This window comes from Microbacterium testaceum, assembly GCF_001476655.1.
In the GTDB taxonomy this organism is placed as follows: Bacteria; Actinomycetota; Actinomycetes; order Actinomycetales; family Microbacteriaceae; genus Microbacterium; species Microbacterium testaceum_C.
The window spans coordinates 1-15,987 of record NZ_LDRT01000197.1; the positions used below are offsets into that span (position 1 = coordinate 1).

Genomic DNA, 15,987 nt, shown 5'->3' on the forward strand with positions numbered 1-15,987 from the left:
CCCCGCCGGCAGCGCGCTGCGCGCGGAGTCCAGCCGACGCGGCGCGTCTCGCGAACTCGAGGAGGAGACCGGTCTCGCGATCGCTGCCGACGAACTCGTGCTCGTCGGGCGGGTGATCGAGGAGCGGGCTCTCTTCGACCTGTGGATCGCGCGGGTCGAGGGGGAGCCGATCCCCGTCCCCGACCCCGAAGAGGTTCAGGATGCCGAGTGGGTCGCGCTCGACGAGGTCCGACGCCGCTGGAAGGCGGGGATGTTCGCGGCCCCCTGGAACGCGCGCTTCGATCAGCTGTGGGACACCCTCGCGCACGAGGTGGTGACCCGCGCATGAGTGCCGGGTACCGCACGCACGACGTCGCGGTCGCCGGGGGAGCGCTGCGCGTGGGGGAATGGCATCCGGATGCCGTCGGGGTGCCGTGGCTCCTCGTGCACGGGGTGACGGCATCTCACCGTGCGTGGGCCTGGGTGGCGGAAGAGGCGACGCGGGAGCGGCTGATCGCGCCGGATCTGCGCGGGCGCGGGCGGAGCAACGGGGTCGAAGGACCTTTGGGTATGGCCGCGCACGCCGACGACCTGGCCGCGGTGCTCGACGCCCTCGCGGTCGAGAAGGCGGTCGTGGTCGGTCATTCGATGGGCGCATTCGTCTCGGCGGTGTTCGCCGACCGTCATCCCGAGCGGGTCGAGCACGTCGTGCTCGTGGACGGCGGGCTGCCGCTGAGCCTGCCCGAAGGTCTCGACCCGCGGGAGGCGGTCCGTCACGTCCTCGGCCCGACCGCCGAGCGGCTCGGCCGGCGCTTCGCCGATCACGTCGCCTACCGCGACTTCTGGCGGGCTCACCCGGCTTTCGCCGGGCGGGACGACCCTGAACTCGACGCCTACTTCGCGTACGACCTCGACGGCAACGCGCCCAACCTGCGGCCCGCGACGACGTTCGCCACCGTGGAGGAGGACTCCATCGACCAGAACACGGGAGGGGCGATCTCCGCGGCGCTGGAGCGGATGCCGCGCCCCACCGTCCTTCTCGCCGCCGAGCGCGGGCTGCTCGACGAGGTCCCCGCGCTGTATCCGGATCTGGGGCCGCTCAGCGCGGCGTTCCCGCGTCTCGACGCGATGCGGGTGGCGGGCACGAACCACTACTCGATCGTGATGTCGGCGAGAGGTGCCGGGGCCGTCGTCGCGGCGGTCCGTGTCGGTGTGCAAGGGCGGTAGAGGGCGGTGACGATCGTCGACCCGGAATCCGACCCCGCTGAACGCGACGGAAAGGCCCCGGTCCCTTTCGAGGGGGTCGGGGCCTTTCCGCGTCGCCTCAGGCCGCGTCGCCGATCAGAACCGCGGCGCCTTCGTCTGCGGCATCCGGGTGCGCGCCGTCGACGTGGGCCAGGGTCTTGCGACCGAGCAGGATGCAGGCCGCCGCGATGACGACCGACGCGCCGGCCACGATGTACGGAACTCCCGCGCCGGCGGCGTGCCAGAGGAATGCCGCGAGGGGCGGGGCGACCGCGCCGCCGAGGAAGCGGACGGCGGAGTAGGCCGATGACGCGACCGAACGGGGCAGGTCCGTCGCCTCCATGACGGCCTCGGTGAGCGCGGTGTTGACGACACCGAGGACGAGACCGCCGACGACGATGCACACCACGAGGGCGGCGGGGGAGGTCACGACGAAGGCCGCGACGATCAGGTCCACCGCGAGCAGCGGGAGGGCGAGGAGCAGGACCGACGTCAGCCGCATGCGCCGGAGGAGGATCGGGGCGACCCAGACGCTCGTGATGGCCAGCGCCACACCCCAGCCGAAGAACGTCAGGCCGATTCCCATGGCCCCGAAGCCGAGCGGGAACGGCGAGAACGCCAGCAGCGTGAAGAAGCCGATGTTGTAGAACAGGGCGGTCGTCGCGAGGATCGCGAGGGCGGGGCGGCCCAGCGCGCGGAACGGAGCGCTGAACGGAATCGGGGTGCGTGCGGGGGAGGGACCGCGCAGCAGCACGGCGACGGCGACGAAGGCGATCGCCATCAGCGCGACGACGCCGAAGAACGGGCCGCGCCAGCTCGCCTCGCCGAGAATTCCGCCGAGCAGCGGACCGACCGCGATGCCGAGACCCAGTGCCGCCTCGTAGAGGATGATCGCCGCCGAGCTTCCCCCCGAGGCCGCTCCGACGATCGTCGCCAGCGCGGTGGAGATGAACAGGGCGTTGCCGAGGCCCCAGCCTGCGCGGAAGCCGATCACGGCGTCGACGCTGCCGCTGAGCGCGCAGAACAGCGAGAAGACGACGATGAGGGCGAGACCGACGAGCAGGGTCGCCTTCGCGCCGATGCGGCTCGAGATCCAGCTGGTGACGAGCATCGCGAGGCCGGTGACGACAAGGTAGCTCGTGAACAGGAGCTCGGTCTCGACGGGAGTCGCCTTCAGCGACTCGGCGATCGCGGGGAGGATCGGGTCGACCAGGCCGATGCCCATGAAGGCGACGACGCAGGCGAAGGCGACGGCCCACACCTGGGCGGGCTGTTTCCAGACGCTGGGAGCGGCGCTCATCGCACGACCTCCGGCTGCAGACCCACGCGGGCGGAGAGGGCGGTGGCGGCGATGCTGACGGCTTCCCACTCGGCATCCGTCAGGTCGGCGACGTGCGGCGCGAGAGCGGCGCTGAGCTGCACCCACCACTTTTCCAGGGCGGCGAGACCGTCGTCGGTGGCGAGGATGACGCTCACCCGCGAGTCGTCGGGATCGGTCTCGCGGGCGACCAGACCGGCGTCGCTCAGCTGGTGCACGAGACGGGTCATTCCGGGCTGGGTCACGCGGCTGAGCGTCGCGAGGTCGCCGAGGCGCTGGGGGCCGTGGTCGCGCAGGAGCGTCAGGGTACGCCACTGCGCCGCCGGGGCGTCGTTCTGGGTGTCGAGGGCCGCGATGCGCGTCAGGGCGTGCACCGCGAGCAGCAATCTCTGGAGATCGTCATCGCGGGTCATGAGAGAAGTATACCGCAGATATATAACCGAGGTATTTATTTATGGGAGAGGCGCGTCGTCAACTGGTGGGCGTGCGCGAGCAGGATGCGGCCGAGCTCGGCGAGCCGCTCGCCCGCGAAGCGGAACTCGACGCCCGTGAGGCTGAGGGCCCACTGCGGCTGGCCGGCGCGATCGAAGACGGCCGCTCCGAGGCCCCAACTTCCCTCCACGATCAGCCCGGGGTTCACGGCGTACCCGCGCTCCTGCGTGTCTCGCACGCGCGAGCGCAGCCGCGCGGGGGAGTGCGACGGGCCCCAGCGCTTCGCGAGGTCGTCGTGGCGTTCGAGATACGCGTCCACATCATGAGGGGGAAGGAACGCGAGGATCGCAAGGCCGGCGGATGCCACGCCCAGCGGAAACCGGACGCCCTCCGACAACACGAACGATCGGATGGGGAAGCTCCCGTCCTCGCGCACGAGACACACGGTCTCGTCGCCTCGCCGCACCGACAGGAAGGCGCTCTCTTCCGTGCGGACGGCGAGGGAGCGCACGAGGTCGCGCGCGGTGTCGGTGATGTCGAAGCGGGCTGCCGCGACGTTCCCCATGAGATACAGCTCGGGGCCGGGCAGCCAGTGCCCCGAGGAGTCGTCGCGGTCGACCAGGCCCTCCGCGCGCAGTGCCGTCAGGAGCCGATGCACCGTCGGGCGGGTGAGGGCGGCATCGCGCGAGAGCGCGCCCACCGAAGCGCCCTGGGCGCCGGCGGCGGTCACGAGCCGGAGCAGGGCGGCGGCGCGCGCGATGGCCTGCGCGCCCGGCACGGTCGATCGCGAGGAGGGGGCGGTGTCCACGATGTGGACGCTACGCGCCGAGGCATCCACATCGCAAGAAGCGGCTCGTGTCGCGTGCCGCGGGAGGACGAGCATGAGAGGACGCAGACACGAAGGAGTTTCGCGTGATCGACAAAACCTGGACCTCGGCCGCCGAGGCGGTCTCGGACATCCCCGACGGCGCGTCTCTCGCCGTCGGCGGCTTCGGTCTCTCCGGCAATCCCATCGCCCTCATCGAGGCGCTCCTCGCCCAGGGCACGCGCGACCTCTCGGTGGTGTCGAACAACTGCGGCGTCGACGACTGGGGGCTCGGCGTCCTGCTGGGTGCCGGTCGCATCCGCAAGATGACCTCGTCGTACGTGGGCGAGAACAAGGAGTTCGAGCGGCAGTTCCTCTCCGGTGAACTCGAGCTCGAGCTGACCCCGCAGGGGACCCTCGCCGAGAAGCTCCGTGCCGGAGGATCGGGGATCGCCGCCTTCTACACGCAGACGGGCGTCGGCACGCAGGTCGCCGAGGGCGGGCTGCCGCAACGCTATGACGGCTCCGGCGGCATCGCGGTCGCTTCCCCCGCGAAGGACGTGCGTGTCTTCGACGTGAACGGCGAGCCGCGCGAGTTCGTGCTCGAAGAGGCCATCACCACCGACTTCGCGCTCGTCCACGCCTGGAAGGGCGACCGCCACGGCAACCTCGTGTTCCGCAAGGCCGCGCGCAGCTTCAACCCCCTCGCCGCGATGGCCGGTCGCACCTGCATCGTGCAGGTCGAGCACCTCGTCGAGCCGGGGGAGATCGATCCGGATGCCGTTCACCTCCCCGGCGTCTACGTGCACCGCATCGTCGAGGTGGGCCCCGACATCCCCAAGCGCATCGAGAAGCGCACCGTCCGTGAGCCTGCCGCGGACACGGGGCCGGTCCCTTCGACAGGCTCAGGGACCACGAGATCACTCAGGGGCCGCAGGAGCGCTCTGGGACCTCGCGATCAGCGCACGCGGGGTAGGCCCATGGGCCCTCGTGCGTGCAGCAACCCGTGCGGTCTCAGCTCAGGGGACGAAGCTCGAGGGTCTCGGGCGTGGTGCCGACCCCGACGGGAGCGAAGGCCCCGTACCCGTCGGCGACGGAACGCTCGAGCAGCGCCTTCATGTTCTTCGGCCGCTGCTCGACGCGCACCCGCGCCCCGCCGTCGACGAGGTGCGTCTTCACAGCCAGGAGCTGCGCCAGCGGAACGTCGCGATCGTGCACGAGCACCACGGACTGCTCGCCCTCGATGCCGGCGTCGGGCAGCAAGTCGACGATGCGCTCGAAGCCGATCGAGAAGCCCACCGCCGGCACCTGCTGGCCGAGGAAGCGTCCGATCATGCCGTCGTACCGACCGCCACCGCCGAGCGAGTAGTCGACGCTGGGGTGGGCGAGCTCGAAGATCGTGCCGGTGTAGTAGCCCATGCCCCGGACGAGGAACGGGTCGAACACCAGCGGTGCATCGGCGCCCCGCGCGGCCGCGACGGTCTCACCGAGCGCGACGAGGTGGGCGATGACCTCATCCGGGATGCCGGCGGGCAGAGCCGCGCGAATGCCGGCGTCGTCGAAGGTCGGGGTTCCCGCAGGCCGGTCGAGGTAGGTAGCGAGAGCGTCGACGGCCCCGACCGCGGCCCCGCGTTCGCGCAGTTCGGCGACGACCCCCGAGGGGCCGATCTTGTCGAGCTTGTCGATCGTGATGAGCACACCGGGGCGCTCCTCGGCGGCGAAGCCGAACACGTCGAGCATGGCGTCGAGCACGCGGCGGTCGTTCACCCGGATCGACCCGCCCTCGAGCCCGAGCGTGTCGAGGACGTCGAGGCTCGCGATCATCAGCTCCGCCTCGGCGCGCGAGGTCGCGTCGCCGATGATGTCGATGTCGCACTGCAGGAACTGGCGGTAGCGGCCCTTCTGCGGACGCTCGGCGCGCCACACCGGAGCCATCTGGATCGCACGGAACACCGTCGGCAACTGCGCGCGGTTCGTCGCGTAGAAGCGCGCCAACGGAACGGTGAGGTCATACCGCAGGCCGAGGTCGGCCAGCGCCGCGGGGTCGTCGGCCGCGGCGCGGATGGCGTCGGCATCCATTCCCCGCTTGAGGATGCTGAACGAGAGCTTCTCGTTGTCGCCGCCGATGCCGGCGTGCAGGCGGTCGTAGTCCTCCATGACGGGGGTCTCGATCTCGTCGAACCCGTGCGCGCGGTAGCGCTCGCGGATGACGGCGAGCACGCGCTCGCGACGGGCCTTGTCAGCGGGGAGGAAGTCGCGCATACCGCGCGGCGGGTTCACGGATGCCACCGTCCCATTGTTCCAGGCTCCCGCGGCTCTCCGAGCGCGCGGCGCCGAGCGACCGCGCTGTGCGTCGAGACCGTACGACATTGACGAAGCCGTAGGCGAGGGGCACCCACCGCGTACGGTCTCGTCAATCGGATGCGGTTTCGGTGCTCGCCTCCGCTGCGTGCACGTCGGCGCGCAGGGCGCGCAGGCGCTCGCGCAGGGCGCGCTCGGCGTCCCAGCCGCGCTCCCGCGCGAGCTGCACGAGGGCGAGCAGGGCGTCGCCGAGCTCGGTCTCGGACTCGGGATCGGCGAGCCGGTGATGCGGGGCGTCGACCCCGACCTGCGCGGCCTTGCCGATCACCTTCTGCGCGAGGGCGAGCGCGGGCATGTGGTCGCTCACCCCGTCGAGCGCGCTCGTGCGGGTGCTCTTCTCGGCGGCTTTCGCGGCGTTCCAGTGCACGAGCACCTCGTCGGGAGTGGATGCCACCTCCCCGGCGAACACGTGCGGATGCCGTCGCACCATCTTCTCCGTCAGTCCCCGCGCGACGTCGTCGATGTCGAACGGGTCGTCCGCGTCGCCCGCGGCGATCTCGGCGTGGAAGAGCACCTGCCAGAGCAGGTCGCCGAGCTCCTCGCGCAGATCGGCGCGCGTGCCGGACTCGACGGCGTCGATGACCTCGGCGCTCTCCTCGACGAGGTAGGGCACGAGGTCGCGGTGATCGATCGTCTGGGTCCACGCGCAGCGCTCGCGCACCGCCCTCATGGTCTCGGCGGCTTGCCGCAGGGCGTCCTCGGTCACGGCGTCTCCCTCTCCGGCGGCGGTGGCGCCGCCGTCCCGAGTATCCCTCGCGCGGGCGCGCGGCGCGCCAGGGACGGACCGAACTCCGGAAGATCTCGGATGCCGCGCGGCGGCGACCGCAAGAATCCGCGGCAACCCCGCCCCGGCCGGAGAAAAGTCCGGAGTTCGGACCGCCGCACCGGGCAGCGCGTGTACCACTGTGTCGTCGCGTCATCTGCTCGACACGGGACGCCGATAATCTGGGGCGTGTGCGAGAACTGACCCCCACCGAGGCCATCGACCTCGTGGGCCGCTTCGAAGCCGGCCAGGAACTTCCCGAGCAGATGCGCGCCGACGTGCGCCTGCTGGGATCCCTCCTCGGCCGCGTGCTTCAGGAGAGCGGCTCCCCCGGACTGTACGACGACGTCGAGCGCCTGCGGACGGCGACGATCCAGGCCTACACCGACGAGACGCCCGAGGCGTTCGAGCGGGCCGCCGCGATCGCCGACGGCTTCTCGATCGAGCGGGCCGACGAGGTGGCCCGCGCCTTCACGGCGTACTTCCATCTCGTCAACCTCGTGGAGGAGCACCAGCGCGTGCGCATCCTGCGCGAGCGCGGCGATCGCCCCTCGCGCAGCGGCACCCCCGACACGATCGCGACGGCGTTCGAGCGCCTCTCGAGCGAAGTCGGCGAAGAGACCGCTCTCGCGCGTCTGCAGGCCCTGCGCTTCCACCCCGTCTTCACCGCGCACCCGACCGAGGCCCGCCGCCGCGCCATCTCGACGAGCATCCGCCGTCTGTCGGAGCTGCTCACCGAGCACGACGCCGCATCCGAGAGCGGCACCGAGAGCCGGCGCGCCGAGCGCCGCATGCTCGAAGAGATCGACACGCTCTGGCGCACCGCCCCCTTGCGCCGAGAGAAGCCGTCACCGGTCGACGAGGTCCGCTCCGTCATGTCGGTGTTCGACGAGACGCTCTACACCGCCGTGCCCCGCGTCTACCGCCGCATCGACGACATCCTCCAGGGCGAGCACGCCGGCTCCCGCCCGCCGATCGTGAAGCCGTTCGTGCGCGTGGGATCGTGGGTCGGCGGCGACCGCGACGGCAACCCGTTCGTCACGGCATCCGTCACCCGCAAGGCCGCCGCGATCGCCAGCGAGCACGTGCTCCTCGGCCTCGAGCGCACGACGCAGCGCGTGGGCCGCGGATTGACCCTGGATGCCGAGACCACCCCGCCCAGCGACGCCCTGATCGCGCTGTGGCACCGTCTTCGCGCCGCCGACGAGGATGCGGCGGCCGAGATCGCCGAGCGCTCCCCCGAGGAACCGCACCGGCGCATCCTGCTGCTGCTCGCGCGGAAGATCGCCGCGACCCGCACCCGCAACGCCGACCTCGCCTACCGCGACCCCGAGCACCTGCTCGCCGACCTCCGTACCGTGCAGGACTCGCTGGTCGCCGCGGGTGCCGCGCGCCAGGCCTACGGGGCGCTGCAGCGTCTGGTGTGGCAGGTCGAGACGTACGGCTTCCACCTGACCGAGCTCGAGGTGCGCCAGCACTCGGCCGTGCACCGCAAGGTGCTCGACGAGCTGCGCGCGGGCGGCGCCCGCAGCGAGCAGACCGACGAGGTGCTCGAGGTCTTCCGCTCGATCGCCTCCGTGCAGGAGCGCTTCGGCCCCCGCGCCGCGGGCCGCTACATCGTGTCGTTCACGCAGTCGGCCGAGGACCTCGCGAACGTCCACGAGCTCGCGTCCTACGCGATGGGGCCGGGCGAGGCTCTCCCCGTGCTCGACGTCATCCCGCTGTTCGAGACCTTCGCCGACCTCCAGGCCGCCCCCGGGATCCTCGCCGAGATCGTCACGCACCCCTCGTTCGCGAGTCGACTGGATGCCACCGGCCGCCGCCTCGAGGTCATGCTGGGCTACTCCGACTCGTCGAAGGACGTCGGTCCCGTCGCCGCGAACCTCGCGCTGTACGAGGCGCAGGCGAAGATCTCGACGTGGGCCGAGACCGAGGGCATCGAGCTGACGCTGTTCCACGGTCGCGGCGGCGCGCTCGGCCGCGGCGGTGGCCCGGCCAACTCCGCGATCCTCGCGCAGCCGCCGCACTCGGTCGACGGCCGGTTCAAGCTCACCGAGCAGGGTGAGGTCATCTTCGCCCGCTACGGCGACGCCGACATCGCGATGCGCCACATCGACCAGGTCGCGGCGGCCGTGCTCACGGCATCCTCTCCCTCGATCGAGCGGCGCAACCGCGGGGCCGCCGAGGCGTTCGACGATGTCGCCAAGACCATGGACGTGGCCTCGCGCGAGCGGTTCTTCGCGCTCGTGAAGGCGCCGGGCTTCGCGCCGTGGTTCGCCACCGTGACGCCGATGGAGGAGCTCGGGCACCTGGCCCTGGGCTCGCGTCCCGCGCGGCGCGGCCTGTCGGTGGAGTCGCTCGAAGACCTGCGAGCGATCCCGTGGGTGTTCTCATGGACGCAGGCGCGCATCAACCTCGCCGGCTGGTTCGGGCTGGGCACCGCCCTGGACGCGGTCGGCGACGAGCAGCGCCTGCGCGACGCGTACGAGCAGTGGCCGCTGTTCCGCACGATGATCGACAACGTCGCGATGAGCCTGGCCAAAGCCGACGAGCGCATCGCCCGCCGCTACCTCGCCCTCGGCGACCGCGACGACCTCGCCCAGCTCGTGATGGACGAGATGCTGCTCACGCGTTCGTGGGTCGAGCGCATCACCGGCGGCGACCTGCTCGGGAACAAGCCCGTGCTCCAGCGCGCCGTGAAGATGCGCAGCCCCTACGTCGACGCCCTCTCGCTCCTGCAGCTGCGGGCTCTGCGGGCTCTGCGCGACACCTCGGCCGAGTCCGAGACTCCGGATGCCGAGCACCAGCGCCTGCTGCTGCTGTCGGTGAGCGGTGTGGCAGCGGGTCTGCAGAACACCGGCTGAGCGGCATCCGTCCCGCTATCGGAGCGTCGGCTCCCCTGTGGGGGCCGGCGCTCCGGCGTGTGCGCGGCGCTGTCCCGCGGACCGGGGGGGGCGGGCGCTTCCGCGGGTACGCGAGGTAGCGTCCCGCGGATCTCAGGCCCGAGCCGCCCCGCGAGTCCGGCGCAGCGCGGCTCTCGTCGGCGTGACGGACCGTCGGCGGGGGCACCTCGACTCAGTCGAGGCGCCGGTCGGCGGCGTGACGGGCGAGGCTCCGGCCGTACCGCTCGGTCAGCTGCACCATCAGGTCGGGGGTCTCCCGGTCGAGGCCGAAGACGTATCCGGGGAAGTCCAGTTCCTTCTGCGCGGCCCCGAGGTGAGCGAAGCGCATGCGGTCAGCGTAGACCCGCGCGTCCTCCGCGTCAGCCGAGCAGCAGAACCGTCTCGCGGAGAGCGAAGGCGAGGACGAAGCCGACCGTGATCGACAGGTGTGCGCGGCGGGTCGTCACGAGCAGGATGCCGGTCGCCGAGGCGCCGAGCGCGGCCGCCCCGCCGTAGACGCTCTGGGTCAACAGCACGGGCGTCTGACCGAGCAGCACGTCGCGGACGACTCCCCCGCCCGTCGCGGCGACCACTCCGACCACCACGACCACCCACAGGCTCGCTCCGTGCGCCCAGGCCTTCTGCGCCCCGATCACCGCGAACAGGGCGAGACCCACCCCGTCGAGGGTGAGCAGCACCGTCGAGGGGACCTCGTCGACGAGCCGCAGCAGCACGAAGGCGGCCCCGGACGCGGCGAGGGCGACGAGGATACGGCTCGACGAGCGGAGGGCGGCCGGCGGCAGGTCGCCGAGGAGGACGTCGCGCAGCATCCCCCCGACGACGGCGGTCACGAAACCGACCACGAGGACACCGAGCAGGTCGAAGCCCGCGTGGGCGGCGAGCGCCGCGCCCTCGACGCCGCGGACGCCGGTGGCGATGATGTCCAGCGCCGCGAACGCCCGCGCCCCGAGCGAGGGGCGGCCCGGAACGGGGCGAACGGCGGTGCCGGGTCCGCGGAGCGTGAGCGTCACGCGATCCTCGGCAGTGACCAGTCCCAGATCACAGCCCCGAGCCGCAGGGCGAGGGCCACGACGAAGCCGACGCCGAGAGCCAGACGCGGACGGCCGGTCACCGCGAGCAGGATGCCTGTCACCGCCGCGCCCGCGGCGGCAGCGGTGCCGTAGATGCTCTCGGACAGGACGTACGGGGTCCGTGCCAGCAGCACGTCGCGGATGACGCCGCCACCGGTCGCCGCGAGGGTGCCGAGGATCGTGACGACCCAGAGGTTCGCGCCCGAGGCCCAGGCCTTCTGCGCGCCGGTGACGGCGAAGAGCGCGAGGCCGACGGCATCCAGGATCTGCAGGGGCAGAACGGGGAACGCGTCGACGACCTCGAGGAAGACGAACGCGACGAGGGCCGCCACGAGACCGGCGATGATGCGACTCGGGGTGCGCAGGGCCGCGGGAGGCAGATCACCCAGGAGCACGTCGCGCAGGACGCCTCCCGCGAGAGCGACGATCAGACCCACCACCACGACGCCCAGCAGGTCGAACCCGGCGTGGGCTGCCGCAGCCGCGCCTTCGAGTCCGAACAGCGCCGTGGCCGCGATGTCGAGGACGTCGAAGGCGCGCGCACCGAGCGCGGGACGGGACGGGACCCGAGCTGCGGGGGCGACGTCGGTCATGGGGTCATTCTGGCAGCGGAGTCATCGCCGGTCGGTCACCGCGCGCGCCGCGCGTTGCCCGACGATCGCCGGGCGCACGATGCCGACGAGGCCGAGGATCACGCGGGCGCCGTCTCGGCCGCCTTCTCGACGGGCAGCGGCCACAGGGCGTCGAGCAGCTGGCGCACCCACGCGATGAGGTTCGCGTCGTCGGCATCCTGCGGGAGCGGGACGACCATGGCATCTCCGCCCGCGACGAGCTTGGCCTTCGGGTACAGCCTCTGCAGGCGCACGCGCATCGACTCCGCGAGGTTCGCCGGCGCGATGCGCAGGTTCGACCCCATCGCGACGACGTCCGCGAGGCCCGCCTGCGCGGCACGGCGACGCAGACGCGCGACCGCGATGAGTCCCTCGACCTCGGCGGGCGGCTCGCCGTAGCGGTCGCGCAGCTCTTCGACGACGAGGTCGATCGCGTCGTCCTTCGCGGTGGCCGATGCCGCGGCCGACAGCTTCTGATACGCCTCGAGGCGCAGGCGCTCGCTGTCGATGTAGAACTCGGGCAGGCGCGCATCGACCGGAAGCTCGAGTCGCAGCTCGGTCGGACCGTCGACGTCCTCGCCGCGGAAGGTCGACACGGCCTCGCCGATCATGCGGAGGTAGAGGTCGAAACCGACACCGGCGATGTGACCGGCCTGCTCGGCGCCGAGCAGGTTGCCCGCGCCGCGCAGCTCGAGGTCTTTCAGCGCGACCTGCATGCCGGAGCCGAGGTCGTTGTTGACGGCGATGGTCTCGAGGCGGTCGGCCGCGGTCTCGGACAGCGGCTTCATCTCGTCGTACAGGAAGTATGCGTACGCCCGGTCGCGCCCGCGCCCCACGCGTCCGCGCAGCTGGTGCAGCTGCGACAGGCCGTACTTGTCGGCGCGGTCGATGATGATCGTGTTCGCGTTCGAGATGTCGAGGCCCGTCTCGATGATCGTCGTCGAGACCAGCACGTCGGCGCGGCGCTCCCAGAAGTCGTCGACGACCTGCTCGAGGGCGTGCTCGCCCATCTGTCCGTGCGCCACGACGATGCGCGCCTCGGGGACGAGCTCGGCGAGGTGCGCCGCGACCCGCTGAATCGACGAGACCCGGTTGTGCACGTAGAACACCTGCCCCTCGCGCAGCAGTTCGCGTCGGATCGCCGCCGCGATCTGCTTGTCGTTGCGCGGGCCCACGTACGACAGGATCGGATGCCGATCCTCGGGCGGGGTCGCGAGCGTCGACATTTCGCGGATGCCCGTCACCGCCATCTCGAGCGTGCGGGGAATGGGCGTCGCACTCATCGCGAGGATGTCGACGTTCGTCTTGAGCTTCTTCAGCGCGTCCTTGTGCTCGACACCGAAACGCTGCTCCTCGTCGATGATCATCAGACCCAGGTCTTTGAAGATCACCTTCTCGGTGAGGATGCGGTGCGTCCCGATGACCATGTCGACGGTGCCGTCGGTGAGACCCGCGAGGGTCGCCTTCGCCTCTTTGTCGGTCTGGAACCGCGAAAGCGGCCGGACGGTGACCGGGAAGCCCGCGAATCGTTCCGCGAAGGTCTCGAGGTGCTGCTTGACCAGCAGCGTCGTCGGCACGAGCATCGCGACCTGTTTGCCGTCTTGGATGGCCTTGAACGCGGCGCGCACCGCGACCTCGGTCTTGCCGAAGCCGACGTCGCCCGAGAGAAGGCGGTCCATCGGGATCGGCTTCTCCATGTCGGCCTTGATCTCGTCGATCGTCTGCAGCTGGTCCTGGGTCTCGGCGAACGGGAACGCCTCTTCGAGCTCGCGCTGCCACGGGGTGTCAGGACCGAAGGCGTAGCCCTTGGATGCCATGCGCGCCGAGTACAGCTTCACCAGCTCGACCGCGATGTCGCGCACGGCCTTGCGGGCACGGCCCTTCGCCGCGGCCCAGTCGCTGCCGCCCATCTTCGACAGGGTCGGAGCCTCTCCTCCGACGTACTTCGACAGCAGGTCGAGCTGATCGGTGGGCACGAACAGCTTGTCTCCCGGGTAGCCGCGCTTGGCGGGCGCATACTCGAGGACGAGGTACTCCTTGGTCGTCCTGACCGCGTTGCGACCGCCGCTGGAGACCTCGCGCTGCGTGAGCTCGAGGAACTTGCCGATGCCGTGCGTCGCGTGCACGACGACGTCGCCGGGCTTGAGCTGCAGCGGGTCGACGACGTTGCGCCGCCGCGAGGCGAGCTTCTTCACCCCGCGGTTGTCGCCGCCGACCGAGCGGCCGTAGAACTCGGTCTCGGTGATGACGGCGAACTGCGCCTCGGTCAGCTCGAAGCCGCGCTCGAGCGGGGCGCACACGACGTGCGCCACACCGGGCTCGGGGGGAGTGAGGACGTCGTCCACACGGCGCGCCGCGATTCCGCGCTCCGCGAGCACGTCACGCGCGCGATCGACCATCCCCGGACCGGATGCCGTGACCACGACCGACCAGCCGTCGGCGAGCAGCTGCCCGACGTGTGCGGTGGCGCCGTCGACGTTGCCCTGGAACGAGGGCACGGCGTCGGCCTTGATGCGGTGCGCGGAGTCGTCTCCGCTCACGAGGCCCTCGTCCTCGGCATCCGCTGCTCCCGAGTCGAAGGCGCTCAACTGCCACCACACTCCCCCGCGCCCGCTCGCGCGCTCGTGCAGGTCGTCGAGGGTGACGAAGTCGCCGGAGTCGAGATCGACAGGGGTGTCGGCCCCGGCGGTCGCCGCCGACCACGCGGCCTCGAGGAACTCTCGGTTGGTGTCGCCGAGGGTGGTCGCGCGAGCGAGCGAGCGCTCGGGATCGACGAGGGCGACGGCGCTGCCGCCGGGCAGGTAGTCGACGAGGGTCGTGAGGTCGTCGATGAGCACGGGGATGAGGGATTCCATGCCCTCGGCGGGGATGCCCTCGGCCATCTTCTCGAGCAGCTGACGCAGACCCGGGTACGCGTCGCGCAGTGCCGCGGCGCGCGCCCGCACCGCGGGGGTGAGCAGCAGCTCGCGGCTGGGGACGAGGGTCACCGTGGAGACCTCGCCCGGGAGCGAGCGCTGGTCGGCGACCGAGAAAGCGCGGATCTGGTCGACCTCGTCGCCGAAGAACTCGACGCGATACGGGTGGTCGGCCACGGGCGGGAACACGTCGAGGATGCCACCGCGCACCGCGAACTCGCCGCGCCGCGAGACCATGTCGACCCGGTGGTACGCCAGTTCGACGAGCCGGGTCGTCACCGCCTCGAGCTCGTGCCCGCGGCCGCCCACCGAGAGCTCCACGGGGACGACGTCGCCGAGCCCCGGCGCGAGCGGCTGGAGCGCGCTGCGGACGGATGCCGTGACGACCAGCGGCGCGTCCCCGTTCCAGGCCGCGATCCGGCGCAGCACGTCGAGTCGACGCCCGACCGTCTCGGGGCTGGGGCTCAACCGTTCGTGCGGCAGCGTCTCCCAGGCGGGGAAGTGCAGCACCTGGGCACCCGGGAGCACGGCATCCAGAGCCGGACCCAGGGACTCGGCGCGACGACCGGTCGGGGCGATCACCAACACGGCAGCCGGGTCGCCGGCCGCGCGACGACGCTCGACGAGGCCCGCGATGACGGGGGCATCGAGCCCGTCGACGAGGGAGAGAGACAGATCGACGGATGCCGCGGAGGCGGCCTCACGATACGACTCAGCCTGCTCGAGGGCGCGCACGATCCCGGGAACTGTCACTCGGCAAAGTCTACGCGGGGGTACCGACACCGGGTCGGCGGGAGCCCGTACGACGGGGTCTCGGCGCGGGCGTCTCGTAGAGTGCTGCCATGTCGTCGCCTTTCGCCGCCCCGTACGTCGTCCCCGCGACGGGGACGCTCCTGGCTCCCCCGCCGCCGTCGAAGAAGCGGCGCCCGCTCGGTGCCTTCGCGCTCGTCGCCGGCATCCTGAGCATGGTCGTCGCCCCGGCCGTGGCCGGGTTCGCCGCGTTCCGCGTGGGAAGGGGCGCCGACGCGCAGATCGTCGCGCAAGGCGGGCGGAACCTCGATCTGCGCGTGCTGAGCCCCGTACGCGATCTGGTCCTCGTCGTCGAGGTCGCCTTCTGGTCGGGCACGGTCCTCGGTATCACCGCGCTCGTCCTGGGGATCGTCGCCACCGCTCGCAACAGCGCGCGTCCGATGGGCATCGTCGCGATCGTCATGGCCGCCCTCGGCCCGTTCATCTTCGCCGCACTCGTCGCCCTGGCGCTCGCCGCCGGCGCGGGGACCGCCGGCGGCGCGGGCGGCAGCTACACCTGACCCGGCATCGCTACCAAGTTTGCTCGCGCGCGTCCAGGTTGTTCTCAGAAAGAGGGGACCCTCCCTAGAATCGCGGCCACGGGATGATCCCATCCCATGATCGAAGGAGTACCCCACGCTGCCGACGATCTTCCTCATGCCTAGCTGCTCTCTTCTCCTTCGACTATCCAGCTCCCGTTCTTCGTCCCCCTTTGCCTGTCCTCGTCCTCGTCGTTCTAGTATGTTCAGCCCTGATCCTTCTCGACCTCTCCCACTCCCGTCTCTTATACACCTCT

The 15,987-nt window shown here is 71.4% G+C and carries 13 protein-coding genes and 1 pseudogene; 5 read left to right on the plus strand and 9 right to left on the minus strand.

Going from position 1 to position 15,987, the window contains the following annotated elements; translation table 11 throughout:
* Both NS220_RS18195 and NS220_RS18200 read left to right on the plus strand, forming a co-directional pair.
* On the plus strand, window positions 1-328 hold a 328-nt coding region (locus NS220_RS18195), incomplete at its 5' end, for an NUDIX domain-containing protein (RefSeq protein WP_153004370.1).
* A complete protein-coding gene (locus tag NS220_RS18200; RefSeq protein ID WP_058625388.1) occupies window positions 325-1,206 on the plus strand; it encodes an alpha/beta fold hydrolase in 882 nt (293 codons plus the stop codon). The genes NS220_RS18195 and NS220_RS18200, both read left to right, overlap by 4 nt.
* Window positions 1,207-1,303: 97 nt before the next feature.
* Here the strand turns inward: NS220_RS18200 and NS220_RS18205 are convergent, their stop codons facing one another.
* From NS220_RS18205 to NS220_RS18215, 3 genes are read right to left on the minus strand one after another with little or no spacing between them, the layout of a single operon-like run.
* Window positions 1,304-2,524 carry an MFS transporter gene (locus NS220_RS18205; RefSeq protein ID WP_058625389.1) on the minus strand — a complete coding sequence of 407 codons (1,221 nt, stop codon included), beginning with the start codon at window positions 2,522-2,524 and terminating at the stop codon, window positions 1,304-1,306.
* Window positions 2,521-2,955, minus strand: coding sequence for a MarR family winged helix-turn-helix transcriptional regulator (locus NS220_RS18210; protein WP_058625390.1), 435 nt, complete (start codon window positions 2,953-2,955; stop codon window positions 2,521-2,523). Before NS220_RS18210 ends, NS220_RS18205 begins: the two co-directional genes overlap by 4 nt.
* Before the next feature lie 35 nt (window positions 2,956-2,990).
* On the minus strand, window positions 2,991-3,782 hold the full coding sequence (locus tag NS220_RS18215) for an IclR family transcriptional regulator (RefSeq protein ID WP_058625391.1): 792 nt from the start codon (window positions 3,780-3,782) through the stop codon (window positions 2,991-2,993).
* 104 nt (window positions 3,783-3,886) lie between these two features.
* On the opposite strand from NS220_RS18215, the pseudogene NS220_RS19485 reads away from it, so the two are divergent.
* Window positions 3,887-4,660 (plus strand): annotated as a pseudogene (locus NS220_RS19485) (CoA transferase subunit A); the annotation flags it as partial.
* A gap of 133 nt (window positions 4,661-4,793) precedes the next feature.
* Here NS220_RS19485 and hisS read toward each other — a convergent pair.
* Window positions 4,794-6,041: a histidine--tRNA ligase gene (gene hisS / locus NS220_RS18225; RefSeq protein ID WP_058625399.1), complete on the minus strand. Its 1,248-nt coding sequence runs from the start codon at window positions 6,039-6,041 to the stop codon at window positions 4,794-4,796.
* 151 nt (window positions 6,042-6,192) lie between these two features.
* Window positions 6,193-6,810, minus strand: a complete 618-nt coding sequence (locus NS220_RS18230; RefSeq protein WP_242864680.1) for a MazG nucleotide pyrophosphohydrolase domain-containing protein — start codon at window positions 6,808-6,810, stop codon at window positions 6,193-6,195.
* Between the two features lie 284 nt (window positions 6,811-7,094).
* Between NS220_RS18230 and NS220_RS18235 the strand changes: the two genes are divergently transcribed.
* A complete protein-coding gene (locus NS220_RS18235; protein WP_058625394.1) occupies window positions 7,095-9,767 on the plus strand; it encodes a phosphoenolpyruvate carboxylase in 2,673 nt (890 codons plus the stop codon).
* Between the two features lie 211 nt (window positions 9,768-9,978).
* On the opposite strand, the gene NS220_RS19490 is transcribed toward NS220_RS18235, so the two are convergent.
* From NS220_RS19490 to mfd, 4 genes are all read right to left on the minus strand, one after another.
* Window positions 9,979-10,134 carry a hypothetical protein gene (locus tag NS220_RS19490; RefSeq protein ID WP_242864679.1) on the minus strand — a complete coding sequence of 52 codons (156 nt, stop codon included), beginning with the start codon at window positions 10,132-10,134 and terminating at the stop codon, window positions 9,979-9,981.
* A 31-nt stretch (window positions 10,135-10,165) separates the two neighbouring features.
* Window positions 10,166-10,816, minus strand: coding sequence for a trimeric intracellular cation channel family protein (locus tag NS220_RS18240; RefSeq protein WP_058625395.1), 651 nt, complete (start codon window positions 10,814-10,816; stop codon window positions 10,166-10,168).
* Window positions 10,813-11,469 carry a trimeric intracellular cation channel family protein gene (locus NS220_RS18245; RefSeq protein ID WP_058625396.1) on the minus strand — a complete coding sequence of 219 codons (657 nt, stop codon included), beginning with the start codon at window positions 11,467-11,469 and terminating at the stop codon, window positions 10,813-10,815. Before NS220_RS18245 ends, NS220_RS18240 begins: the two co-directional genes overlap by 4 nt.
* A gap of 98 nt (window positions 11,470-11,567) precedes the next feature.
* Complete coding sequence (gene mfd / locus NS220_RS18250; RefSeq protein ID WP_058625397.1) at window positions 11,568-15,155, minus strand: transcription-repair coupling factor; 3,588 nt, start codon at window positions 15,153-15,155, stop codon at window positions 11,568-11,570.
* Window positions 15,156-15,244: 89 nt separating this feature from the next.
* Here mfd and NS220_RS18255 point away from each other — a divergent pair, with 89 nt between their 5' ends.
* On the plus strand, window positions 15,245-15,712 hold the full coding sequence (locus NS220_RS18255; protein ID WP_058625398.1) for a hypothetical protein: 468 nt from the start codon (window positions 15,245-15,247) through the stop codon (window positions 15,710-15,712).
* Window positions 15,713-15,987: the final 275 nt, after the last annotated feature.

Bases quoted from the DNA above. Each gene is read 5' to 3' on its own strand.
- NS220_RS18200 (WP_058625388.1), top strand. From the start codon at position 325: ATGAGTGCCGGGTACCGCACGCACGACGTCGCGGTCGCCGGGGGAGCG.
- NS220_RS18205 (WP_058625389.1), bottom strand. From the start codon at position 2,524: ATGAGCGCCGCTCCCAGCGTCTGGAAACAGCCCGCCCAGGTGTGGGCC.
- NS220_RS18210 (WP_058625390.1), bottom strand. From the start codon at position 2,955: ATGACCCGCGATGACGATCTCCAGAGATTGCTGCTCGCGGTGCACGCC.
- hisS (WP_058625399.1), bottom strand. From the start codon at position 6,041: ATGCGCGACTTCCTCCCCGCTGACAAGGCCCGTCGCGAGCGCGTGCTC.
- NS220_RS18230 (WP_242864680.1), bottom strand. From the start codon at position 6,810: ATGAGGGCGGTGCGCGAGCGCTGCGCGTGGACCCAGACGATCGATCAC.
- NS220_RS19490 (WP_242864679.1), bottom strand. From the start codon at position 10,134: ATGCGCTTCGCTCACCTCGGGGCCGCGCAGAAGGAACTGGACTTCCCC.
- NS220_RS18245 (WP_058625396.1), bottom strand. From the start codon at position 11,469: ATGACCGACGTCGCCCCCGCAGCTCGGGTCCCGTCCCGTCCCGCGCTC.
- NS220_RS18255 (WP_058625398.1), top strand. From the start codon at position 15,245: ATGTCGTCGCCTTTCGCCGCCCCGTACGTCGTCCCCGCGACGGGGACG.